This is a genomic window from Siphonobacter curvatus, from assembly GCF_002943425.1.
GTDB classification, from domain to species: domain Bacteria; phylum Bacteroidota; class Bacteroidia; order Cytophagales; family Spirosomataceae; genus Siphonobacter; species Siphonobacter curvatus.
The window spans coordinates 318,526-341,336 of record NZ_PTRA01000005.1 but is presented as its reverse complement, the minus strand read 5'-3'; the positions used below and the strand labels follow the sequence as shown (position 1 = coordinate 341,336).

The window sequence follows — 22,811 nt, the reverse complement described above, 5'->3', positions numbered from 1 at the left end:
GGAATTCGCCTTAGCTAGCCTTTCACGTCAATTTTTTAACTTAATACGTAACTTTCGTACCAATCTAAACCGAATGGATGCAGGGTAGGGCGTAGACCGGAAAGCTCTGCATCAGAACCACTCAAAACCGTTATGCAAATCGAAAGACGGCAGTTCTTAACGACCGTATCCCTGGCGGGGGCGGCTACTTTATTTTCCGGAAATCCGCTTCTGGCGGCAACGGCACCGAAAAAAGAAAAACTGGGCATTGCTCTGGTGGGTCTGGGGTACTACAGCACAGACTTACTGGCCCCGGCCCTCCAAATGACTGAAAAATGCTATCTGGCTGGTATCGTAACGGGAACACCGGCCAAGGCTCAGCAATGGAAAGCGAAGTATAATCTGGCCGACAAGAACATCTACAACTACCAGAACTTCGATCAGATTGCCAATAATCCCGACATCGATATCGTCTACGTCGTGCTGCCTCCGTCCATGCACCGGGAGTATGTGGTCAGGGCTGCCAAAGCGGGCAAACACGTGTTTTGTGAAAAACCCATGGCTCCCTCCGTGGCGGATTGTGAAGCCATGATTAAAGCCTGTGCCGACAATAAAGTAAAACTGGCTATCGGGTACCGTTGCCAGCACGATCCTAATATTCAGGCGGTTATGAAAGTAGCCAAAGAGCAGAAATTCGGTAAGGTAAAAATGATCAACAGTGCTGCGGGTTACTTTGATGCTCGAACGGACCACTGGAAGCAAAAGAAGGCACTCGGCGGTGGAGTGATGGGCGATATGGGCGTGTATGCCTTACAGGGAGCCAGACTCGCTACGGGCGAAGAGCCCATTAGCGTCATCGCTCAGGCTTCCACGACGCGGCCTGATATTTACAAAGAAGTGGAGGAAACCATGATGTTCATGTTGGATTTTCCGAGTGGAGCACGGGCGGCCTGCCAAACCAGCTTTGGCATCAACATGAACTATCTGCAGGTGAATTACGAGAAAGGCTGGCTGAAACTCGAACCCCAGTCCGGGTACCTGGGCAATAAAGGGAGCATGTCGGACGGAACGAAGATTGACTTCCCCATTAAAAATCAGCAGGCGAAACAACTCGACGAGGATTGTCTGGCTATCCTGAACAATACAGCCCTAATCGCCCCCGGCGAAGAAGGTTTGCGGGACATCAGAGTCGTAGAAGCCATCTATAAATCAGTAGCGTCCGGCAAGAGTGTTAAAATTTAAGGGTTTTTGCTTTTTGGAATGAGTAAGGACAAGGGAACGTTGCTACGATGGCTTGTCTTTGATCATTGGATTGTATGCTGAAATCTGATAACCAATATCAATCAACTTGTATAACAGGATCGTGATTTCGTCCCGTTGACTTGGCTGGTCATTTCGTCCGTATGCATTTCATGCCCCGCATGGAATGCATACGGACGGGGTTCGGTTTTATGTCGTCCATGCAGGTTTTGCGTGTATTGCAACCACTAACTAACATAAATTACTGTCAGAAGAAAACCTCTCCCGCCCGTAAGCCTTATCAAAAGAGCCGAACCCAGTCTAGGTGAATAACAAATCTTCCCCCAAAACAAAACTAAGGGATATACCTCGACTACTAGCCAACTAACAAGAAGCCCAAATGCACGAATTAACCCCTAATTCGACAAATTCTTCGCATTCCGATACTCCGACGGCAGCATATTAAACTGACTTTTAAAAGACTTGGTGAAGTAGTTTGCATTCGGAAATCCTACGGAATAGGCAATCTGCGAAATATTCAGATCACTCTTTTCCAGCAGCGTTGCGGACTTTTCGAGTTTAACCGACCGAATATATTCCACGGGCGTTTTTCCGGTTAGTTCCAGCAATTTACTGTAGAGCGATCCCCGGCTCATACCTACGTGTTTACTCAGGTTTTCCACGCTTAGTACCGAACTGTTGATATGCTCGTCAATGAAAAAGGCGATGTCTTTCAGGAGTTTTTCATTCGCCGATTCTACTTCAACCTCGGGAGAAACCAGGTTAATTCGTTTGGAGTAATAGCCCTTCGAAACGCGGTTTAACGCCAGAAGGTTATTTACTTTCGCATTCAAAATCTCATAGTTGAACGGCTTCGTCAGGTAGTCATTCGCCCCGGATAAAAGACCCCGGAGTTGCTGCTGATCGCCTGTGGAGGCTGTTAGCAGAATCAAGGGGATATGGCTGGTTCGCTTGTCCGATTTTACCTTCTGACTGAATTCAATTCCGTCCACGTGTGGCATCGCAATGTCGCTGATAATCAGCGTCGGATGGGTGGAAAGCGTTTTTTGCCAGCCTTCCCGACCATCGGCGGCTTCAAAAACATTGTACTGTCCTTTGAGGCGTTCGACCAGAAAATGCCGGAATTCCTCGTTGTCTTCTACCACCAGAATGCGATCTGCCGTATCAATTCCACTCGGTCCCAGGGCCTGTTTGCCCGGTGGCAAGGGTTTTGATTCCACGATTTCTTCGGGTAAAAACGCCTTTTGAGAGGCCTCAGCTAGGGGCAGGTAGATAATGAACGTGCTTCCTTTACCCGGCTCACTATCCACGGATAGCTTTCCGCCGTGCATCAATACAAATTCCTGAGCAATCGATAAGCCGATACCACTGCCCTGATTGATGAAACCCTTGGCTTCTTCCTGATAAAACCGTTCAAAAATGTGCAGGTGCTTATCCTGAGAAATGCCGATGCCCGTGTCCGATACGGCAATGCAAAACCAGTGCTGGTCCGGATTACGTTCGTCCACCTGAGCAAAGACTTTGAGTTTGATTTTCCCGCCTTTAGGCGTGAATTTGAAGGCATTTGAAAGCAAGTTGTACAGTACGCGTTCAATCTTATCAAAGTCTAGGGTAAGGTCCAGATCGGGTACAAAACTCTGGAATACAAAATCAATGTGTTTTTTCTCCGACAGATCCTGGAAGGAATCGCAGGTTTCTTTAGCAAAAGCGACCACATTTCGGGTAGAGACCTGTAGCGTCTGTTCCTGTTGTTCAATTTGCTTGAAATCCAGCAACTGATTTACCAGATTAAGCAGACGCTTGGAATTGCGATCGATGGTCTGCAACTGGGAGTCAATGGCGGACTCGTGTTTCTTGGTTAAAATACCTTCCAGCGGAGCCAGAATCAGAGAAATGGGGGTACGAAATTCATGGCTCAGGTTGGTAAGAAACTTGATTTTCATTTGATCCAGATCCCGAATCCGTTGTACTTCCCGCTGCTGCTGCTCCTCCGCAAATTTCTTCTTGATCTTTTGAATCCCCCGACGACGGAGCGACCAGATCGTAAAGCCCGCTGCCAGGATGTAAAAAGCAAACGCGTAGTAGGTGAGATAAAAGGGTGGGTTAACTACAATTTTTAACGAGGCTCCGTTCGGGTTCCATACGTTGCCGTGAATCGTGGTTTGAACCTCGAACGTATATGCCCCAGGGTTCAGGTTCGTATAATGAGCAACGGTCGTGGTGCCCGCATAATACCATTCTTCCTGATAGCCTTTCAACCGATACCGATAGGTATTCTGGTGAGCATTGGTATAATTGAGGGAGGCGTAGCTAATCGAAAAATTCTGTTTGTAATCCAGATGAATGGATTTGGCCAGCGAAATGTGCTCGGATGTAATACTGGAATCCGCAGCAGTAATGGTTTTGTTGCCTACTTTCAGGTCCGTAAATAAAATGGGATGTGACAGAGCACTTTGCTTGATATGGCTAGTCGTCAGGAAATTGAATCCGTGGATCCCGCCGAAAAATAAGGTATTGTCCGAGGTACGAATACCTGAGCCGAAAGCAAAGATGTCGTCCTGAAGTCCATTATGTGAGGTATAGTTGGTAAATCGATTGGCTCCCTGTTCCAGACTACTGATGCCTTTATTGGTACTCACCCAGATTCTACCTTCCTGATCTTCAAGGATTTTGTTTATGATGCCGCTGGGCAATCCTTTTTCTGCCCCGTACCGCACAAATGAACGCGAAGCCGAATCAAAGCGGGCTAAGCCTCCGCCACTGGTTCCAACCCACATGTTTCCTTTTTGATCATAGTGAAGGGCCGTAATTCGGTTACTGGGAAGATTACTGTTTCCCTTGTCGTAACGGAAGGCTTTCTGAGTCAACGGATTATACACTGCAACCCCCGTTCCCAACGATCCAATCCAGAGATTACCTTGGCTATCTTCTTCAACGGCCCGGATGTACCCATTCAGTGGAATGAGGGAAGGCTTGGATTTGGCGGGCGGATTCAGGTACGTAAATTCCTTTCGGACGGGGTCATAACCGTTCAGTCCTCCGCCATTTGTGCCAATCCATACCTTGCCCCGCTTGTCCGTTTTCACGCAGAAAATATCATTGTGATTGAGATGGGTGGGGGAGGACCCCATCTTGAATTGTTGGCTTTTCCCGGTATTGGCGTCCAGCAAAAACAGCCCTTCCTGAAACGTGCCAATCCAGACTTGCTGACGGGCAGCCTGCGTCATACAGAGAATGGCCAGGTTGGGCAAGGGCGTACCTTCGCTTGAATACAGATTAACCCGATTAAAGTGATTGGTTTTGCGGTTGTATAGATTCAATCCGCCGCCGTCCGTTCCGACAAACAGATCTCCGTTGGCTTTTTCAGCAAAAGAAGTGACAAAAGGGGCACTCAAACTGGCGTTATCGCCGGGCCGACTCCGTTGCAGGCCAAACAGGGTTAGGTTTTTATCGTACTTATTAACACCACCCTGATACGTGCCCAGCCAGGTAATACCCCTAGGATCAATCAACAGGCATTTGACGGATTTATTAGCTAGGCTATACGGGCTGTTTGGGTTCGGCAGGTATCGCTCCGCGTGGCCCGTTTCAACGTCCAGAATGCTTAATCCCATCTCCGTGCAAATCCATAACTTATGATTCTCATCAGCCGCGATGGCGTAGATGATGTTGTTGCTGATGGATTTGGGATCTTCTTTTTTGAAACGAAAGGTTTCAAAGCCACTGCCATCGGGTAATAGCCGATTAAGTCCGTTTTGGGTACCTACCCACAGATTTCCCCGTTTATCCTGAGCGAGCGACATGATGGTGCTGCTGGTCAGACTTTTAGGATTTTGAGGATCGTGAAAGAATGCTTTGATCTGATGGGTTTGTTTTTGATACACATACAGGCCGTCGTTGGTGGCAATCCAGATTCGTTTTTGCTGGTCTTCAAAAACACGACGGCAGGGTTTTCCATTACCTAATGCGTAGCCGTTGACGGTAGGAGTCGTGATTTTTAGCGTTTCAGGATCGATATTGAAAATACCCGAGTGCGTAGCGACCCAGATCATTCCCTGCTGATCACTACAAATCGAATACACATTCAGTCCGACATTAATCCGGATGAATGAATCCTTCTTTCGATCGTACAAATGGAGCGACCCTTCAATGGAACCCACCCAGAGGCGACCTTCCCGATCCTCATACAAGGCGGATACATCATTGGAGCCTAAACTGGTAGGGTCCGCGTCGCTATGGCGATAGACGGTGAAATTGGAACCGTTGTATTTATTGAGTCCATCTTCCGTAGCAAACCAGAGCAGACCGTACCGATCTTTCAGAATGGCAGCGACGGTATTGGAAGAAAGCCCATCTTTCGTAGTAAGCGTGGTAAACATCAACGGTTGGGATTGCCCAAACGCCTGGAATTGGGAAAGGATAAGGAGCGTACTCAGTAAAATTTTGTAAAGGATGTTCATGAACCTCAGTTAATCATCTATCGTAAACTCCCAGCTTATCGCAGGCGTCCCTATGGAGCATTCACAAGTTAAAAACAGGCTTGGTAGAGTATAAGACAAATATAATTATTTATTAGTATAATCATGAAAATAGCTTAAGTAAGATAGTATGAGTTAAACTCATTAAGAAATCCGTGAAAATGATCAGCCAAAGCTAGGAGGCGTAAAATACCCGTCTTCCCCTACGCGAAGCCATAAAGAAAAGGATTAGTTGCTTCGGCGTTCTTTTCACGGTTAAATCCATACGTATGAGGTGTCTGGATGAACGTGTAAGTGGTTAGGTGCCGTTTTTTAAACATTTGTATCACTCTTTTATACATCTGTTCTCACAGATGCGGAGCCTTACCGGATACTTTTGTTAAACTAATTCTTTAAAAAGTTATGGTTTGGGGCTTCTTTATTAAGTCCGGAAACTACGAATGCTTTCCTAACGACTTAGCCTACCTAAACCAGCGTTCATAGATTGGATCGAAAGCAGACATGAACATTAGAATACTTATTGCCGTAGGAGTGCTTTGGCTTTCAACGGCACACGCTCAGCAGATCGTATCGACCAAAACTACCCCTTTTGCGATTACCCAGTCGGTCATTTATGTTGATGCGAACGAGACGGAGCTGGTGCAGACGTCGGCTCAACTGCTGCAAAAAGACATTGAACTCGTGACGGGCCGTCAGCTACCGATTGTTCATACCCTGGCCAAGGTTAAACAAAACGTAATTGCGATCGGTACGCCCGGGCAATCCGCCTGGATAAAGCAACTCGTAGCCGGGAAAAAACTCAATCCTTCCAAGCTGCCAGGTGCCTGGGAAACGTACCATCTTCAAACGCTGCAAAAACCGACGCCTGCGATTGCCCAGGCTCTGGTTATTAGTGGTAGTGATCGAAGGGGCGTGGCGTACGGGGTTTTCGAACTTTCCCGTCAACTGGGGGTGTCTCCCTGGCATTGGTGGGCCGATGTACCGGTGAAAAAACAAAGCGAAATCTACCTGTTTAAAAATGTAGCCTTTAGCGACGCTCCTCGGGTAAAGTATCGGGGTATCTTTCTAAATGACGAAGCACCGGCCCTGTCTGGCTGGACCAAGGAGAAATTTGGAGGCTTCAATCACAAGTTTTACGAAAAAGTATTCGAACTCATCCTACGGTTGAAGGGCAATTACCTCTGGCCAGCGATGTGGGGAAACGCCTTCTACGCGGATGATTCGCTCAACATACAAATGGCCGAAAAGTACGGAATTGTAATCGGTACCTCCCATCATGAACCCCTCATGCGGGCTCACGATGAGTGGCGTCGATTCGGAAAAGGTCCCTGGAATTACGAGCAAAATAAGCAGGAGTTGAGTCGGTTTTGGCGGGAAGGTATGCAGCGGGCCACGAATGAGAAAATTGTGAGTGTCGGCATGCGGGGCGACGGTGACGAACCCATGTCGCGGGAAACCGCAACGGCTTTACTGGAACAAATTGTCAAAGATCAGCGGGAAATTATCTCGGAAGTAACGGGAAAAGGAGCCGAGCAAACCCCACAACTGTGGGCCTTGTACAAAGAAGTGCAGGACTACTACGACAAGGGGATGCGAGTACCAGACGACGTGACTCTACTGCTGTGTGATGATAACTGGGGCAACCTTCGGAAGCTTCCCGCCCCGACAGCCAAAGCCCGCAAAGGTGGTTACGGCATTTATTACCATTTTGACTACGTGGGCGGTCCCAGAAATTACAAATGGCTGAATACCAATCCGCTGCCCCGAATTTGGGAACAGATGCACCTGGCCTGGCAGCATGACGTTAAAAATATCTGGATTGTGAACGTGGGGGACTTAAAACCCATGGAGTTTCCGATCTCCTTCTTCCTGGATTATGCCTGGAACCCGGATCGGATTGGAGCCGACCAGTTACAATCGTATACCGAAACCTGGGCAGCGGCTCAGTTCGGCGAGACGTACGCCCGCGACATTGCTTTTCTGGTAGCCCGGTATGCCAAATACAATGCCCGCAGAAAACCCGAATTGCTGGATGCCAAAACCTATTCGCTGGAAACTGGCGAATGGGCGAAAGTGGTTGCGGATTATAACCAGCTGCTAGCTAAAGCGGAAGCCCTAAACCAGCAAATTCCGACGGAGTACCGGGATGCCTTTTTTCAACTGGTACTGCACCCCATCCAGGCCTGTGCCAACCTCAATGCGATGTATTATCACGTAGCTCTTAATACCGAGGCCTATCAGCAAAAGTGGAAGCAAACCAATGCGTACGCTGACAAAGTGCAGGAGCTGTATGCCAACGATTCGCTCATTACGCAACGGTATCATCAGCTCAACAACGGAAAATGGAATCACTTGATGAGTCAGACGCACATTGGCTACACCAGCTGGCAGCAGCCCAACGTACAGCGAATGCCGAAAGTGATGCGTTTAGCCGCGAATGAAGGTACCGAGAAGCCAGTGCCCCAAACCCAAACGAATCAACAAGCGAAAGAGCAGGCAAAGACTTCAGGACATGCGTTTTATCAGGATGAAAAACGGGGTGTCTCCATCGAAGCCGACCATTTTTCAAGAGTGATTCATTCCAACGTGGTAACCTGGAAGGTGTTACCCGACCACGGTCGAACGGGTTCGGCCCTTACGGCTTTCCCGGTGACAGCTCCGGAGCAAAAACCCGAAGGCAACGCCCCTCACGTGGAATACGATGTCGATACCTATTCCGCTGGCGAAGCCACCATTCACGCCTACTTTTCACCCAGTCTGAATTTCTATAGTTCGGAGAAGGGTTTGCAGTACGCCATTTCCGTAGACGATGCACCTGCCCAAATTTTTAGTATCAACCAAGAGGACAAAACTAGCGACCGCGGTATCTGGAATAAGTGGGCGGGCAGCAATATTATTATCAAAACCAGCAGACACGTTTTTGACAAGCCGGGACAACATACGCTGAAGTTCTGGCTGGTGAGTCCAGGTGTCGTGCTTCAAAAACTGGTGGTTGATTTTGGCGGCGTTGAGCAAAGCTATTTAGGTCCGGAAGAGACCCTCTATCAAACGAAAACTAACTAATCTGTATGCGATTTAAATATACACCCCTTTTCCTGCTGGGGCTGACCAGTTTGGCTATGACGCATTTCAAGCCGGAAACCAGGCCAGCAATGTCAGTAAACCTGCCCTCTCTTAAAGAGGTGTACAAAGACTATTTCCTGATCGGAACGGCTTTAAACGCGGGTCAGATTGACGAGAAAAACCCCAAAGAGATTCAATTAGTTACGGAACAGTTCAACGCGGCTACGCCCGAAAACATCATGAAGGCGGAAGTGATCCATCCGCGTTGGGATCAGTATGACTTCACCTATGCCGACAAGCTGGTGGAGTTTGGTAAGAAAAATAAACTGGCCATCAATGCCCATACGCTGATCTGGCACAGTCAGTTACCCGGCTTCGTACGGAAAATTAAAAGCAACGATTCCCTTCAGTTGTTTTTCAAGAACCATATTCAAACCGTGGCTGGTCGGTATCGCGGGAAAGTTCAATCCTGGGACGTAGTGAACGAGGCCTTAAACGAGGACGGAACGCTTCGGAAATCCATTTTCCTGAACCGACTGGGCGAAAATTATATCACGGAAGCCTTCAAGCTGGCTCAGGAAGCTTCGCCCGAAACCGACCTGTACTACAACGACTACAACAACGAACAACCGGCCAAGCGGGCGGGCTGTATCGCTATTATCAAAAAAATCCAGGCAGCGGGTGTCAAAATTGACGGTGTAGGCATTCAGGGCCATTGGCACGCGGGAAAAATTCCCTTACAGCACATTGAGGAAAGCATCCTTCAGTATGCAGCTCTGGGTATCAAAGTGGCCATTACCGAGCTGGACATTGAGGTACTGAAACGCGATTTCCAGGGAGCCGAAGTAAGTCAGCAAATGAAAAACGACAAAGGGCTGAATCCCTATCCGAATGCATTGCCGGATTCGCTGCAACAGAAACTCGCCAGTGATTACGAGGCCTTGTTCAAGCTATTCATCAAGCATAAAGACAAGATTTCACGCGTGACGTTCTGGGGCGTTCATGACGGACAAAGCTGGCTGAATGGCTGGCCCGTACGGGGACGGACCAATTACCCTTTGTTGTTTGACCGTCAGTACAACCCCAAGCCAGCTTTTTACAAAGTAATTCAGGCGAATCAATAGCAAACCCCGCACCTAATCCTATGGAACCGCACGTATCCACCAAATTAACAGTCATCGAAAAAATAGGGTATAGCCTGGGCGATCTGGCCGCAAACCTGATTTTTCAGACCCTGATGGCTTTTCTTACGTTTTTCTATACGGATGTCTACAAAATATCCCCCGGAAGTGCCAGCTTTATCATGCTGACGGGCGGGGTGATTGGGGCCGTATTCAATCTGGCAATGGGAGCCATTGCCGACCGAACCAATACCCGGTGGGGCAAGTTTCGTCCCTGGGTGCTCTGGACCTCCGTACCCTTCGGCATTATTGCGTTGCTGGCCTTTTCCACGCCTTCGTTCAATGAGAGCGGTAAAATCGCTTACGCTTTCGTTACCTACCTGATTCTGGTGGTGGTGTATTCTGCCAATAATCTGCCGTATTCAGCCCTAAGTGGTGTTATGACCGGGGATATGAAAGATAGAAATAGTCTGTCTTCGTACCGCTTTGTGGCCGTGATGATTGCCCAGTTTACGGTACAGGTATTACTGTTGCCCCTGGTCATTTCGATTGGTCAGGGCGATAAAGCCGCCGGGTTCGAGCAGGTGATGAAAGTATTCGCTATTACCGGCGTGATCTGTTTTCTGATCACCTTTCTGACTACCAAAGAACGCGTATCGCCTCCCAAAGAGCAGAAAACGCCCTTATTGCAGGATCTATCGGATTTAGTCAACAACCGGCCCTGGTTAATTATGCTGGGTCTGACGGTACTGATTTTCATCACGCTGGCAATTAAAGGCGGTATGAACATCTTTTACTTCAAGTATTATCTGACGGTAGGCAGTCAGGTGGCCTTTTTAGAAAACCTGGGCTTCACAGCGATGCTCGATCAACTGGAAAGCATCACCGGAGAAGCGGCCTTGGCGGAATTTCGCAAGCCCGGTAGTGCTCCCTATGCTACTGCCAGCGTTGTAAGTGCGGCGAGTACCCTGGCGATGATTGCGGGGATTATCTGCTCAAAGCCCCTGGCCGATAAAGTGGGTAAACGTAATATCTACGCCCTTTTTGTGGCTCTTTCGGGGGCCAGTTTGATCCTCATCAATTTTCTGCCCCAGACGGCTGTATCGACAGTTTTTGCCTTACAGACGTTGCATGGCTTCCTATACGGCATCACCATTCCCCTGCTCTGGGCAATGATTGCGGATGTGGCGGATTACAGCGAATGGAAAAATAACCGGCGAGCAACGGCGATTATATTCTCCGCTATGATTTTTGGATTAAAAGTGGGCCTGAGCTTTGGCGGAGCCATTTCAGCCTGGTTGCTAAGCGTATTCGGCTACGATGCTGATGCGACGGTACAGACCGAAAGTGCCGTAGAAGGGATTCGGTTCCTGGTGAGCGTGGTGCCGGGCCTGATTTTCATCGGGGGAGCCACGCTACTGCTGGGTTACGGAATTGATAAGAAAATGGAAGACAAACTCGAAAGGGAACTGCAGGCCAGACGCAGTCCCGTATTAAACACCCCTAACGAAGCCTAGTATGCCAGAAGATTCAATTGAACACATTGATTTTGAGGAATTAAACAAGAAGGCCATTTCCCAGCCTTTAGTGACGCACCTGTATACGGCAGACCCTTCGGCTCACGTGTTTGAAGGAAAAATTTATATCTATCCTTCGCACGACGTAGAGGCGGGTATCCCCTTTGATGATCTGGGAAGCCATTTTGCAATGGAAGATTATCACGTCTTTTCCATGGAAACGCCGGAATCTGCCGTTGTTGATCACGGCCTGGCTCTGCACGTGAACGATGTGCCTTGGGCTGAAAAGCAAATGTGGGCTCCGGATGCCGCGTCTAAAGACGGGAAATATTACCTCTACTTCCCGGCCAAAAAAGCCGACGGGATTTTCCAGATCGGTGTGGCGGTCAGCGATTCTCCCGCGGGTCCTTTCACGCCGGAGGCGGAACCGATTCAGAATAGCTATTCGATTGACCCCGCCGTTTTTGTTGATGATGACGGGGCGGCGTATCTATACTTCGGCGGTTTGTGGGGCGGACAGCTCCAGTCGTATCGGAATAATACCTTCGATGCAGCTCATCAGGAGCCGGTCGGAGATGAACCCGCTCTGGGGCCTCGGATCGCTCGCCTGACGCAGGATATGCTATCCTTTGCCGAAGAGGTCAGAGAGATTGTGCTGACGGATGAGAACGGCAAAGTACTAACCGCCGGAGATAACGACCGCCGCTTTTTTGAGGCGAGCTGGGTACATAAGTACCAAGGCAAATATTACTTATCGTATTCTACCGGCGATACGCATTACATCTGCTACGCCATCGGGGAAAGCCCGTACGGACCTTTTACTTACGCTGGACGGATTCTGGAACCCGTAGTCGGCTGGACCTCCCATCACTCCATTTGTGAATTCAATGGGCAGTGGTATTTGTTTTACCATGATTCCAGTTTATCCAGAGGAGTGACGCATTTACGGAGTATAAAAGTAACTCCGCTTCTGCATGATGAAAAGGGACATATTCAGACTATTCATCCGTATCGATAGTCCGATTGTTTTTGACAGGGTTAGCCCAGAGTCTGTTTAGGCTCTGGGCTTTTTGTGTTCATGTCTTTTGTTATATATCTAAATCGAGTTTGATGCTGACGGCAGTGGGGGTTAGTGGCTTATACTTACTTTTATGGTAGATTAAAAGCTTTGCTCGTTATTCACCTAGACTAGATTTGGTACTTATACCTAGCTATTGAGTAGCCCTTGAGCCTTCCAGGCTGGACCTCTCCACGACTAACCATTCCATGGGGGCCATCCGCAATACGGTGGCCTAGAGCAGGATGAAAGGAGCGGTGGGCGTGCCGATATGCGATGCCCGACATGGAATGTATATGGACTAAATGATCAGCCGTATCTGCGGGACGAAAGACCTCACTAGTAAAGGGTTAGGTCAAACGAAGGCTCGTTTAAGATCGGAAAAATTCGCATAAACCATTCCCGTACGTTATTGATCCACTGTTCATTACCACTCACTTTTGTTGAGTAAACACTGACCAAACGATCATGAAAAACAAAGAACAAGTACTCCTGCATCATTCCCTGGGCCTGGATCAATGGGACGACGAAGAAATGGGTTACGACGACAACTGGATGGTTTCCGCCACCGATCTATTCCGAACCTTTGAGTACCTGCCCGATGAATCCCTTGACTAGTCGAGGGTCGGTACCATTCGCTGTTTGGCCCGGGCCGAGTCGTAATACTTGGTCAGCGAGGCGTACACAATCAGTTCATAGGCCCGCTGCTTGGTTGGGAAAATACGGTTAATCATCATGTGAATAAAACTCGCTAGGAGGTAATACCGTTGGTCTTGGCCCGCAAAGGAGCTATTCAGGTGATTCAACACGTCCTTTAGACCAGAAGGAGCGGCTTCGCGGGGGGCATTCAGCTGCTGTTCAATCAAAGGCCGGTACAGGCGGTATTTGTCGTTGAGCTGTTTGCGTAAAGTGGGATTCCCGCTGAATTCCTGAAAAAACTGGCCATTCAGATGGCTCATGAGTTCGTGCCGTTCGGCAATACTCAAACCCGCTTCGGTCAGCAACTGATCGATCTGCCGGGTCGTAAACACAAACCGCAGGCTTTCATCGGCGGCAATGCCCGCTTCTTCCAGAAAGGAGAGGGTCGTCAGACTGTCGTAATGGAAGATCGTTTCGCAATGTTCCATGTGCTGCATGCCGTAGCGTTCGAGTTCCCGCTGGTACGTGTCGGTCTGAATGCGGTGTACCAGGCCCGTTTGTACGTGGGGTCGCAGTACCTGCTCAATAGCCCGAATGACGTGGTGATAAAACTCCAGGTGCGGATTTCCCAGAAACCGGAGCCGCAGGTGCGGATCGGGATCTTTGTAGCGAACAAAGAAAAACTGGCGGATGATGTGATTACCTAAAAGTTGGCGAATCACTGGGTACAAGCTTTGGATCAGGATTAAATCCGAAGACTTCTCGCCGATGTACACCTTCAGGTACAGCCATTCGCTGCCAATCGAAAAGCGACGCTGCGGTACTTCGGAAGGCTTATGGGACAAGCCCGGAATGGGCGATACGGCCGTATTGTAAAAAGGAAGAATCAATTCGTGCGTAAACCGCAAGCCCCGGGCTGAAACCGGGCACTGCTCAGGCGTGGACAAAAATTCCAATAACTGAAGCGTACCCTGTTTGCGTAATTCCAGCCAGAGCAAATGCAAGGAATGAGAATCCTGTGCGTTGATTAACAGTTCATTATCTCCCGAAGCTAGTACAAAAAAGTTCGGTAAGCCTTTCTGCTTTAGCAGGTTGGGCAGTTGGTCGACTGACGTACACTCTTCACTGCGTAAAGCCCACCTGGCCCGGCTAATGATAATGTTTTCGTAGCTAACCCGTGGTAAAAAGGCCTGTTTCTTCAGCAGACTCCAGTCCCAGTGCAAGAGAAATGGCGTATCCTGTGATTGCAAATCGCACAAAAAGCGGTACAGCGGCAGGCTATTGTGGTAGTTATGAGCATTCGAAAGCCGGGGAATGACGCGTTTGTTAAGCCGCTTCGAGCGTAACACTACTTGCTGATTTTGCAGCGATACCCGTAAATCTTCCAGGGGGATCTGATAGGCCGGCTCCACCGATGATTGACCCATGTACGGGATCTCGTACGTGTGCAAAGCAGGTCTGGTCAGGATATTACCGGCTCTGGAATCGGGGCAGTAGACGATTTCGGCGAAAATGACATCGGCGTGAAAACGCTCTTCTTCGGCCACACAGGCCCGTACCTGCTCCGTCAGGGTTGTACTTCCTTCACAAAACCGACTCAGCAAATTTACCGCAGAGGGGCCGCTACAGGCCGCCATGCTGAACTGAAAATCTCCCTGATCCAGGGCTTGTTCTGACGCGGCAAGCAGACTGCCCAATACGTAAAAGCTATGGGCCATTCGTGGCGAAGGAAGCTGATGCTGACCAATCCAGGCCAGATCTTCGTTACTGAGCTTAATTTCCTGCTGGTGCGTACTGAGGCAGTGGCTAAACTTTTCCAGCAGAAAATCCTGCCACCAGGCGGGCCGGGCTTCCGTATCTTCGGGGGCTACGCTGGGTAGCGACAAGTCATCCACCATCGGGGCGTACCCCATGCCCAAAGGCGACTGCTGCCCGTACCCTACGCCAATTTCGTGATCCAGGGCCAGTGCCAGCGGGACTTCTTCATCTTCGTAGCGATTGTAAAAGCGACGTTTAAAAGCTTCCAGTTCCGGGTTTTTGTACGGCCGATGCAAGACCATCAGCCGGGAGAGTTGTTTCGTAATTTTCTCCACCACCGAAGCCTGTAGCTGATTCACCGCCAGTGAATGAAAAGCATCGACCTGGATGATGTCGGGTTTGGACGTGGTTTGATCATACTGATCGAGCCAGCGGCGGGTTGCCTCATACGTCAGGCGGAGATCCGTGTTGGACCGTAATAGGCCCTGAAGCTGGCTCAAAATAATGACCAGCGGTTGCGTATCGGCCAGCGTTTGAAGCCGTTTACTCAGGTAATCCAGGTAATCCGTACCCGTGAGCGTAGGTTCAATTTCAAACACCAGTAAATGGTTGCTCAACAGGTCTTCCAGATATTCCTCGGCCTCAGCTGCTTCGATACCTAATTCACTTAGGCCATGCGTCAATTCGGGTAGCGTAGCTCCCTGGCGGGCCTTCTCAAAAATCAGGTCCAGAAACTCATTCTTTTCCACGGCACTGATAAAATACTGCCGTTGCTGCTGTACCCGCAGCGGCTCAACGTAGCGGTACGAATCGCCTACAGTATACAATGACGTACACGGATACACGCGAAGTTGCGAACGGAGTACGGGCTGCTGGGTGAGCCAGTCTTTCAGAGCAAACAGACACTCTACATCCAGGCGGGTATGCGTTTGCAACTGCTCCCGATCAACCCCTTCCCATTGCGTAGTCGAAGCGATTTGTCCGACCGAACAACCCGCGAACAATCCGTACGGCGTGCACCGGGTACTCATCCGGATGGCGTATTTATACAGAGCAAATAAAAACTTGTCGCCTTCGGGTAATTCAGTACCCGCAAACCACTGCTCAAATCGCTCGTACAAAGCCGGGGAGGCCAGACATAAGGCCTGTTGGGCCAATGGACTGGCGTACCAGGATCGTAGCTGAGCGGCTAGAGGAATGAAAGAGGCATTTTGCTGGAGTTGGAGAAGTTCGTCAATAGACCAGTGTGGTTGGCGGAGGAGGTAAAATCCAAACGGGTGGAGCATTGGATATCAGGGGGCTGGTTGGCTAGCTAAATGTAAGCTTTCGGCCCCTGTACTCCGTTACCAAACAGGAATATTTTTCGTTTCAATGGGTTGATATTGACATAAATCAATACTTGTCAATACATTGAAAATGAGATGTTTAAATAATACTTAACGTGTACTAAGTATTTGTAAACTTGAGGTGGGGTTAATAACCCGATTCAGCCAGTGCAATGTATTTTTCAATGGCCTGCTGAAACTGTTGGGCGGGGAAGGGTTCCGTAAGAAAATGAAGGCGTTCGAGCCGATAGTGAGCATACAAGTGCTCAGGGTACAGCGAAGACAGGACGAGTGACTTACAGTGACGTAAGGTAGTAACCAGGGATTCGGGAAGAAGCGAATGGGGTTCGGGAAGGCTGACAAAAACCAGATCGTACTTCCCCGATCGTATCTCCTGAACCGCTTCGCTGGAATACGAACCAGTCCAGGTTAAGTCCAGACAGCCCGTACGCCGGATGTAATGCTCCAGCAGGGTATCGGATAGATACGATCGGTGAAGTAAGAGGCAGTTAAACATGGATTAGCGGCCGTAGGTGATGGTAAACATTTCGCAGAGCCGGGAAGAAACCGTTAAATCAGAGCGTCCGCCCGAGGATGCATGCAGGGATACCAAGCGTTCTTTTTTAAGGACTAAGCGGTTAGCGGAAGTAGAGGGCGTTTTCATAAGCGGTAGAGCGAAATGGTTGGTTTGTGTACCTCTCTGGGCGAGGAGGACATGACAAAGGTAAAACTACGGGTTGCGGCAATTCAAGAAATTTAGCCGGACCCAACGCAACCTTCGACGAATGAAAAGCTGGCATCGTCGAATGCATTAGTCGAACGGAGAATGCATCCGATGTTCTAACTGAAGGATTAGCTCAGCGGTATACATTTGCTCGCTGGCGTGTAGGGAAAGTTGGTGCTGAGCCGGATACAGCAGATCGAGTCGTTTGCGGGTATTGACCAGCCCGACGCCGCCGGAGTTGGGTTTTTGCGGAGCTGGATTCGAGAGCGAACTGACGCTGTTTTCCACCCGAAACGTAAATGTTGATCCTTCCAGATGGGCTTCTACCCGGACGAAGGCTTTATCGCGGGTCTTACTGGCTCCGTGTTTGAACGCGTTTTCAACCAGCGAGATCAGGAGCAAGGGGGCAATTTGATGCTGCTGAAAATCACCAGTTTCAGTATAGCTGATCTCAACCCGCTGTCCGTGGCGGGCCCGTTCCAGCAGCAAGTAGTTCTGGATGAATTCCAGTTCTTTCGCAACGGTAATGCGTTCAACGTTCGACTCGTACAGATTATACCGCATCAAGTCCGAAAGCTTGAGTACGATTTCGGCGGCTTCATCGTCAAGATCCACCACCCGTACGTAGAGACTGTTGAGCGTATTGAAAAGAAAATGCGGGTTGATCTGAGAGCGGAGGAAATCCAGTTCCAAGGCTAGGTTGTTCTTTTCCAGTAGAAGCTGTTTTCGGTCAGACTCGTATTTATCCCGTTCCAGTCGTAGGGCTCGGTTGCGGTATTGAGTAATGTCTTTAATTCCCTTGAAAAAGAGAATGACGGTAGGAATAAATAGTGACCAGGAGTAACTCCATAAGGCTGTTGGCAGGTGCGTAAAACAGCCCAGTAGTCCGTGAGGCTTGAGAAATTGATGCCAGATTTTTTCTACGTACGACACCTTGGCAAGACCGTAACCGTCTGAATACGGCTGTACCCACTGGAAACTATAATAATTAATCAGATAAGTGACCTGAAAAACCAGCAAAATCGCCCCAATCAGATAGGGAATGCGACGGGTATAAAGATAGCGGGGAAAGACAAAATGGCCCAGCCCGTAATACACACTGATATCCACTAGCCAGGTAATCAGCGAGAGCCGGGAAACGACTTCGGCATTATCGTGTACGAGCCGGGGAGCAAAATAATTCCGGTCCAAAAAGTATAGCAACAGCCAGGCCAGCAAATGCAGACCAATGTTCTTCAGCGTGCTTCGGTGGTGGCGATCAAAAATAGTCAAGACTAGCTACGGTTTTTGCGTAAGGTTTCCATGACCGACTCCCGAAAGGTGACGCCAATGGGTACTTTCTTTCCGTCCGTCGTGGTAATGACGTTGCCATCAATTTCCTGAATGGCTCTTTTGCGAACGATGTACGACCGATTGACCCGCAGAAACAGGGCGGCAGGCAGCATGGCTTCGATCTTCAGCATGGTCATGTGCGTGACGAGTACCCGGCCCGGCAGGTGAATTTTCAGGTAGTCTTTCATGCCTTCAATAAAGACGATTTCTTCGGGTACTACCTTGATCAGCTTCTTATCTTCCTTAATCAGGATGAAATCCGTATGCTCCGGAGCTGGTTCAGGACTGGGGGACACTATCGGTGGAGTGGGGGTAGGGGCTTCCTGCGAAAACGACCGATTTCCCGTGGCTTTATTGATGGCCCGCATGAAGCGTTCGAAGGATACGGGCTTTAATAAGTAGTCCGTCACTTGATGCTCAAAGCCTTCCACGGCGTAATGCGGAAAGGCCGTTACCATGATTACTTCCGGCTTGGGCGTGGGCAGCAGACGTAAAAACTCAAACCCGGTCATTTCCGGCATTTCGACATCCAGAAAAATAAGCGAGGGTTTGAGTTGCTGTACCTGAAACAAGGCATCCACCGCATTATCACAGGTACCAATGAGTTCGAGAAAGGGCACCCGGCTAACGAACTTTTCGATCAGCTGACGGGCGGGTAATTCATCATCAATAATAAAGCAACGAACAGGGGATAGCGGAGCAGTCATAGTTTCATAAGCTGAGCCCTGGCAATATACACGGAAATTATTGATGTGTCGGCCCTCTTCATTCGTCGAACGCTTTCTTTCACTGGTCTAAAAAGTTTTTAAAACGCGAGTGGCTAAGCGTATTTCGATTCGTCAAACGACTCAAACCTAAACGAACTCAACAATGACGACTACGAACACAGTACCTGCCATTGAATTGCTGACGACGCGTGCGATTAGTCTTAAAATTCGGAAGCTACGGGAAATCTATAGTTACTCGCAGGAATACGTGGCCTTTCAGATGGGCATTAGCCAGGCCGCTTATTCGAAGAAAGAATCCGGTCGTACGGAATTATCCCTGCTGTGCCTGGGCAAACTCTCCGAAATCTACCAGGTTTCGCTGATGGACCTCATCGGTCTGAGTACTCAGGAATTACTGATGAAAGTGCTGCAAACCAATGCCAGTCTGGCTGCCTAACCCACGTTCCGGGCCCTGCGGCATGAAGTATTCTCTACCCGCATAGCCTATAACGAAGCATTATTGAAAAACCGGAAGGCCCGCCGCAACTTTGTATCGTCAATGAAGGGACAGCGGCCCGTTCCAAACCCAAAAAGATGATGGAATCGAGCAAATCATGTCCAAGCTACATTGCTAAACCCGGAGCCGAATTATTCGGAATCGTAACGGCCGAAGGGCAGGTAGCCTATCTGGAAGAGTCCATTAAGATTGACAAAACGTTCGTTGAAAAAGCCGCCGAGCATGAAGCCCGCACCGGGCAGGCCGCCGAGGACCGCTTCCGATTTTCGGGAAAGTGTATTCAGGGAGGCTGTGGCCAATGGGATCACGAACATTCGGCCTGTAGCCTGGTGGGACGCATCCGCGAGGCTCTGGAGAAAAAAGCCGAAGCCGCCCTGTCGCCCTGTGCGATCCGGTCGAGTTGCCGCTGGTATTTTCAGGGTGGAGCCGACGCCTGTGGGCACTGTAACGAAGTGGTCCGAAGTGTAGAAAAACAACGCCTTGACGCTCTGGCCACCGAATAACCGAATCGAATAAAGTACAACAGCGGGTTGTTGAAAAAGTAACGAAACCCGGCAACCTTTGTCAAGGAAATTGAAACGAAGCAGAGCGGCAACCAAGCCATCCCACGTACCTGAAAGCTATAACAGAAGTGAATAAAGTATAGAGTTAAGTTTTTGTAAATCAATAGTTTAGTAAAGAAATTTGTATCAACAATTACAGTCATCCCTTAGAAGTTCTCTACCGCATTTAGTAAACGTCTAAAACAATAACACGATGAAAATCAACTATTTGTTCGCCCTGGCCGTGGCGGGGTTACTTACCGCCTGCCAGAAGGAAGAGGTCGCCCCTCAGGCCCAAACGGTGCAGAAACCGAATGAGGCACCAGAACCCCTGACCATACCCCGGCAAAAGCCCTTGCTGGAGCCGCAGGAGATTGTGTATCTGAAAACGCCCCTGCCGCGTCCCATCATTGAGCGTCCGATTATTGTATACCCAGGGCCTATTCATACGCTGCCCGTGCAACCCATCACCCTGTACTAGTTTATAAATACGTATAGATAGAATCGTTAGATATAGTTAATAGTATATAGATACTGCTCATAATTCAGATAGATCGTATTAAAACGGGGAAGTGCCGGGCCTTTTACAGACGCATCATTACTAAACAGACCCAGGCTAGTGGCCGCTCCCCAACGCAACCGTAATCTGCTAAAGAATGGAAAACCAACCCCTCAGTACGCAAGAACTGCTGGAAACGCAGGGAGGACTGTCCGTCATTGGACCGATTCGTGGACCGATCATTCTGCCGCCCATCACGTTTCCACCCATCATTAAACCCATTGGCCCCATTCTGGTGCCGTATCCGTTACCTCCACTCGTATAAACAACAAACTCCAATGAAAAAAGACCTCACTCAACAGATCAAGGATCTGAAAGCTTCGGCGACCTCCAAAGAAGACCTGATGAGCCAACTGGCTAACCTGGAAACGGGCGAAATTTCCCCCGAGACTCTACAAAAGGTCAATGGAGGCGTAAGCGTCAAACCCCAGTTGCCGGGGACTGTACTGGGCTTGTTGATTCCTCCCACTTTTCCTGAACTGTAGGCTCATGCAAACACCCGACTTTACCGAACTCACCGGCGAAGAAACCCAACAGATTCAGGGCGGCAGCTCCTGGCTGGAAACGGTAGCCGCATGGATTTTGAAAGAAATCAACCGGGACGTGATTTAGTCCTTCTAACGCAGCGTATTCTTTATTTAATCTAGCTATACCATCTAAAAAAAAACAGACGTATGAACACTTTACCAAATGTAACTGAACTCAATAGCCAGGAGCTGGCCGAACTCAACGGTGGAATCATCCCCATTTTCTTGGCAGGTGTTGCCCTAGGTGCCGGTGCCATGTATGTGTACGACCACTATATCAAATAGTCCGTATTACCTAAGTTTCTGATTTATATACAGTTCTACAACCAAACAGTTAAACACAACCAAACAAACAGATGAACAACAATTTCGAATTTGCCGGCCTGACTACGCTTGATCAAAATGAATTAATGGAAGTAGAAGGTGGAATCATCCCCTTCCTGATTGGTGCCGCCATCGGCGTGACAGTAGCTCACTACATCGCTACGCACTAAGCGGCAACGGCTTCCAAATTAATCACTGATATTTCACTCATTTACACACATTCAAACACTCAATCTCATGAACGCAGTAGCTTTTCAAAACGCCGAACTGGTAGCCTTAGATCAAAACGAATTGATGGAAGTAGAAGGCGGTATCGTACCTGCTCTCATCCTGGGATACATTGCCGGTGTCGCTCTCTACGCCGCTCTTTCCTAAGCGTGATCTGAATTAGAATCGCAGGAAGGCACTGCCTTCAGCAAGTAGTGTCTTCCTGCTGATTTCATGAGAAAGTAAGTACATGGGTGAAGCGGTGATCCCGCTGAAGTAAATCTTTGAAATTGAGAAACCACGCAAACCGACTTCATTGGGAAGAAAGGCTATTGCGTAAGACATGAATGACGATGAATCTTATGAATCAGGAATTGACCATTTCATCCGGTAAAGCTCAGATTTTTGGCCTGGGAGCCAGTCTGCTGGGCGTACTGTTGCTGTGGACGCCGTACCAGTACCTCTGGGGGGGGAGTCTGCTCGACCTCGGAAAACTCTCAAGTTCGGTGTGGTTCGGCTGGTTAGGCGTACTATTGGTAGGAGCCATAGTTCACGAATGTATCCATGCCCTGACGGCCGTTTACTACGGAAAAATCCAATGGAGCCAGACCAAATTCGGCATTCAGTGGAAAAGCCTGACACCCTATTTTCACCCTACCGTAGTCATGCCCGTTGAAAAATACCGCGTGGTGGTTATGATGCCGCTACTGGTCATGGGCTTGTTTCCGTACGCACTGGCTTTAGTATTGGGTAACGGTTGGGTACTAGCTTTTGGCATCAGCTTCACCGTAGCAGCCTTTGGCGATGTGCTTATTTTATGGATGATGCGAAACTTACGCCAGGGTCAGCCCGTACAGGATCATCCTTCCAAAGTAGGACTGGTCGTACCTATGCCGTAATACCTGCTTTTGAAATCGTCCGAGCCGTATATGACCTAGTACGCCTTAACGACTGCTTTTCTAGCAAGCCATATAATACACTTGATATCCCGTTTCCATCCACGTTTAAAAAACAAACCAATGAACACCTTAGCAAACGTAACCGAACTCAACGCCCAGGAACTGACCTCTGTACAAGGGGGTATCCCGCTGCTGGCTCTGCCGCTGGCCGCCTTCCTGATTCCAACCGTGTAAGTATTACCTAAGTTTCTGATTTATATACAGTTCTACAACCAA

At 49.0% G+C, this 22,811-nt stretch carries 22 protein-coding genes; 16 read left to right on the top strand and 6 right to left on the bottom strand.

What is annotated here, in order from left to right:
* Positions 1-132: 132 nt before the first annotated feature.
* A complete protein-coding gene (locus C5O19_RS21515) occupies positions 133-1,221 on the top strand; it encodes a Gfo/Idh/MocA family protein (protein ID WP_104715435.1) in 1,089 nt (362 codons plus the stop codon).
* Positions 1,222-1,634: 413 nt separating this feature from the next.
* Here the strand turns inward: C5O19_RS21515 and C5O19_RS21510 are convergent, their stop codons facing one another.
* Positions 1,635-5,699 carry a hybrid sensor histidine kinase/response regulator transcription factor gene (locus C5O19_RS21510; RefSeq protein ID WP_104715434.1) on the bottom strand — a complete coding sequence of 1,355 codons (4,065 nt, stop codon included), beginning with the start codon at positions 5,697-5,699 and terminating at the stop codon, positions 1,635-1,637.
* A 519-nt stretch (positions 5,700-6,218) separates the two neighbouring features.
* Here C5O19_RS21510 and C5O19_RS21505 point away from each other — a divergent pair.
* The 5 genes from C5O19_RS21505 (at position 6,219) to C5O19_RS26095 (ending at position 13,093) form a co-directional block, all read left to right on the top strand.
* Positions 6,219-8,780, top strand: a complete 2,562-nt coding sequence (locus tag C5O19_RS21505) for a glycosyl hydrolase 115 family protein (RefSeq protein WP_104715433.1) — start codon at positions 6,219-6,221, stop codon at positions 8,778-8,780.
* Between the two features lie 56 nt (positions 8,781-8,836).
* Positions 8,837-9,904: an endo-1,4-beta-xylanase gene (locus tag C5O19_RS21500; protein WP_243406474.1), complete on the top strand. Its 1,068-nt coding sequence runs from the start codon at positions 8,837-8,839 to the stop codon at positions 9,902-9,904.
* A 20-nt stretch (positions 9,905-9,924) separates the two neighbouring features.
* Entirely contained in the window at positions 9,925-11,418 is a 1,494-nt protein-coding gene (locus C5O19_RS21495) for an MFS transporter (protein ID WP_104715431.1), read from the top strand.
* Between the two features lies 1 nt (position 11,419).
* Entirely contained in the window at positions 11,420-12,436 is a 1,017-nt protein-coding gene (locus C5O19_RS21490; protein ID WP_104715430.1) for a glycoside hydrolase family 43 protein, read from the top strand.
* 507 nt (positions 12,437-12,943) lie between these two features.
* Complete coding sequence (locus C5O19_RS26095) at positions 12,944-13,093, top strand: hypothetical protein (RefSeq protein ID WP_165796093.1); 150 nt, start codon at positions 12,944-12,946, stop codon at positions 13,091-13,093.
* On the opposite strand, the gene C5O19_RS21485 is transcribed toward C5O19_RS26095, so the two are convergent.
* From C5O19_RS21485 to C5O19_RS21470, 5 genes are all read right to left on the bottom strand, one after another.
* Positions 13,090-16,158 carry a lantibiotic dehydratase gene (locus tag C5O19_RS21485; protein WP_104715429.1) on the bottom strand — a complete coding sequence of 1,023 codons (3,069 nt, stop codon included), beginning with the start codon at positions 16,156-16,158 and terminating at the stop codon, positions 13,090-13,092. The genes C5O19_RS26095 and C5O19_RS21485 overlap by 4 nt on opposite strands.
* A gap of 187 nt (positions 16,159-16,345) precedes the next feature.
* Positions 16,346-16,714, bottom strand: coding sequence for a type 2 periplasmic-binding domain-containing protein (locus C5O19_RS21480; protein ID WP_104715428.1), 369 nt, complete (start codon positions 16,712-16,714; stop codon positions 16,346-16,348).
* Between the two features lie 3 nt (positions 16,715-16,717).
* Entirely contained in the window at positions 16,718-16,861 is a 144-nt protein-coding gene (locus tag C5O19_RS26090; protein ID WP_165796092.1) for a hypothetical protein, read from the bottom strand.
* A gap of 147 nt (positions 16,862-17,008) precedes the next feature.
* Positions 17,009-18,193, bottom strand: a complete 1,185-nt coding sequence (locus C5O19_RS21475) for a sensor histidine kinase (RefSeq protein ID WP_104715427.1) — start codon at positions 18,191-18,193, stop codon at positions 17,009-17,011.
* A gap of 2 nt (positions 18,194-18,195) precedes the next feature.
* Entirely contained in the window at positions 18,196-18,960 is a 765-nt protein-coding gene (locus tag C5O19_RS21470) for a LytR/AlgR family response regulator transcription factor (protein WP_104715426.1), read from the bottom strand.
* A gap of 163 nt (positions 18,961-19,123) precedes the next feature.
* Here C5O19_RS21470 and C5O19_RS21465 point away from each other — a divergent pair, with 163 nt between their 5' ends.
* The 10 genes from C5O19_RS21465 to C5O19_RS21430 all read left to right on the top strand — a co-directional run bounded on the left by C5O19_RS21465 (position 19,124) and on the right by C5O19_RS21430 (position 22,535).
* Positions 19,124-19,417 (top strand): helix-turn-helix domain-containing protein, encoded by a 294-nt coding sequence (locus C5O19_RS21465; RefSeq protein ID WP_094812891.1) that lies wholly within the window; start codon positions 19,124-19,126, stop codon positions 19,415-19,417.
* Positions 19,418-19,554: 137 nt separating this feature from the next.
* A complete protein-coding gene (locus tag C5O19_RS21460; RefSeq protein ID WP_133163422.1) occupies positions 19,555-19,980 on the top strand; it encodes a hypothetical protein in 426 nt (141 codons plus the stop codon).
* A 253-nt stretch (positions 19,981-20,233) separates the two neighbouring features.
* Positions 20,234-20,500 (top strand): hypothetical protein, encoded by a 267-nt coding sequence (locus C5O19_RS21455; protein ID WP_104715424.1) that lies wholly within the window; start codon positions 20,234-20,236, stop codon positions 20,498-20,500.
* 175 nt (positions 20,501-20,675) lie between these two features.
* Positions 20,676-20,843 (top strand): hypothetical protein, encoded by a 168-nt coding sequence (locus C5O19_RS26085; protein WP_158242824.1) that lies wholly within the window; start codon positions 20,676-20,678, stop codon positions 20,841-20,843.
* 13 nt (positions 20,844-20,856) lie between these two features.
* Entirely contained in the window at positions 20,857-21,063 is a 207-nt protein-coding gene (locus C5O19_RS21450; RefSeq protein WP_104715423.1) for a hypothetical protein, read from the top strand.
* Between the two features lie 4 nt (positions 21,064-21,067).
* Positions 21,068-21,190 (top strand): ComC/BlpC family leader-containing pheromone/bacteriocin, encoded by a 123-nt coding sequence (locus C5O19_RS25830; protein ID WP_108724070.1) that lies wholly within the window; start codon positions 21,068-21,070, stop codon positions 21,188-21,190.
* Positions 21,191-21,252: 62 nt separating this feature from the next.
* Positions 21,253-21,390 (top strand): class IIb bacteriocin, lactobin A/cerein 7B family, encoded by a 138-nt coding sequence (locus C5O19_RS21445; RefSeq protein WP_104715422.1) that lies wholly within the window; start codon positions 21,253-21,255, stop codon positions 21,388-21,390.
* Between the two features lie 71 nt (positions 21,391-21,461).
* Positions 21,462-21,599: a class IIb bacteriocin, lactobin A/cerein 7B family gene (locus C5O19_RS21440; RefSeq protein WP_104715419.1), complete on the top strand. Its 138-nt coding sequence runs from the start codon at positions 21,462-21,464 to the stop codon at positions 21,597-21,599.
* A gap of 67 nt (positions 21,600-21,666) precedes the next feature.
* The gene (locus C5O19_RS21435) at positions 21,667-21,804 is read left to right on the top strand and encodes a class IIb bacteriocin, lactobin A/cerein 7B family (protein ID WP_104715421.1); all 138 of its coding nucleotides are present in this window, start codon (positions 21,667-21,669) and stop codon (positions 21,802-21,804) included.
* 194 nt (positions 21,805-21,998) lie between these two features.
* Positions 21,999-22,535 (top strand): DUF3267 domain-containing protein, encoded by a 537-nt coding sequence (locus C5O19_RS21430; protein WP_165796091.1) that lies wholly within the window; start codon positions 21,999-22,001, stop codon positions 22,533-22,535.
* Positions 22,536-22,811: the final 276 nt, after the last annotated feature.

Excerpts from the sequence above, each read along its gene's own strand:
- C5O19_RS21445 (WP_104715422.1), top strand. The coding sequence starts at position 21,253 with ATGAACACTTTACCAAATGTAACTGAACTCAATAGCCAGGAGCTGGCC.
- C5O19_RS21455 (WP_104715424.1), top strand. The coding sequence starts at position 20,234 with ATGAAAATCAACTATTTGTTCGCCCTGGCCGTGGCGGGGTTACTTACC.
- C5O19_RS21490 (WP_104715430.1), top strand. The coding sequence starts at position 11,420 with ATGCCAGAAGATTCAATTGAACACATTGATTTTGAGGAATTAAACAAG.
- C5O19_RS21485 (WP_104715429.1), bottom strand. The coding sequence starts at position 16,158 with ATGCTCCACCCGTTTGGATTTTACCTCCTCCGCCAACCACACTGGTCT.
- C5O19_RS21500 (WP_243406474.1), top strand. The coding sequence starts at position 8,837 with ATGACGCATTTCAAGCCGGAAACCAGGCCAGCAATGTCAGTAAACCTG.
- C5O19_RS21510 (WP_104715434.1), bottom strand. The coding sequence starts at position 5,699 with ATGAACATCCTTTACAAAATTTTACTGAGTACGCTCCTTATCCTTTCC.
- C5O19_RS21450 (WP_104715423.1), top strand. The coding sequence starts at position 20,857 with ATGAAAAAAGACCTCACTCAACAGATCAAGGATCTGAAAGCTTCGGCG.
- C5O19_RS21470 (WP_104715426.1), bottom strand. The coding sequence starts at position 18,960 with ATGACTGCTCCGCTATCCCCTGTTCGTTGCTTTATTATTGATGATGAA.
- C5O19_RS26095 (WP_165796093.1), top strand. The coding sequence starts at position 12,944 with ATGAAAAACAAAGAACAAGTACTCCTGCATCATTCCCTGGGCCTGGAT.
- C5O19_RS21460 (WP_133163422.1), top strand. The coding sequence starts at position 19,555 with ATGATGGAATCGAGCAAATCATGTCCAAGCTACATTGCTAAACCCGGA.
- C5O19_RS21440 (WP_104715419.1), top strand. The coding sequence starts at position 21,462 with ATGAACAACAATTTCGAATTTGCCGGCCTGACTACGCTTGATCAAAAT.
- C5O19_RS21430 (WP_165796091.1), top strand. The coding sequence starts at position 21,999 with ATGAATCAGGAATTGACCATTTCATCCGGTAAAGCTCAGATTTTTGGC.
- C5O19_RS21495 (WP_104715431.1), top strand. The coding sequence starts at position 9,925 with ATGGAACCGCACGTATCCACCAAATTAACAGTCATCGAAAAAATAGGG.
- C5O19_RS21505 (WP_104715433.1), top strand. The coding sequence starts at position 6,219 with ATGAACATTAGAATACTTATTGCCGTAGGAGTGCTTTGGCTTTCAACG.
- C5O19_RS21515 (WP_104715435.1), top strand. The coding sequence starts at position 133 with ATGCAAATCGAAAGACGGCAGTTCTTAACGACCGTATCCCTGGCGGGG.
- C5O19_RS21465 (WP_094812891.1), top strand. The coding sequence starts at position 19,124 with ATGACGACTACGAACACAGTACCTGCCATTGAATTGCTGACGACGCGT.
- C5O19_RS21435 (WP_104715421.1), top strand. The coding sequence starts at position 21,667 with ATGAACGCAGTAGCTTTTCAAAACGCCGAACTGGTAGCCTTAGATCAA.
- C5O19_RS25830 (WP_108724070.1), top strand. The coding sequence starts at position 21,068 with ATGCAAACACCCGACTTTACCGAACTCACCGGCGAAGAAACCCAACAG.
- C5O19_RS26090 (WP_165796092.1), bottom strand. The coding sequence starts at position 16,861 with ATGAAAACGCCCTCTACTTCCGCTAACCGCTTAGTCCTTAAAAAAGAA.
- C5O19_RS26085 (WP_158242824.1), top strand. The coding sequence starts at position 20,676 with ATGGAAAACCAACCCCTCAGTACGCAAGAACTGCTGGAAACGCAGGGA.
- C5O19_RS21480 (WP_104715428.1), bottom strand. The coding sequence starts at position 16,714 with ATGTTTAACTGCCTCTTACTTCACCGATCGTATCTATCCGATACCCTG.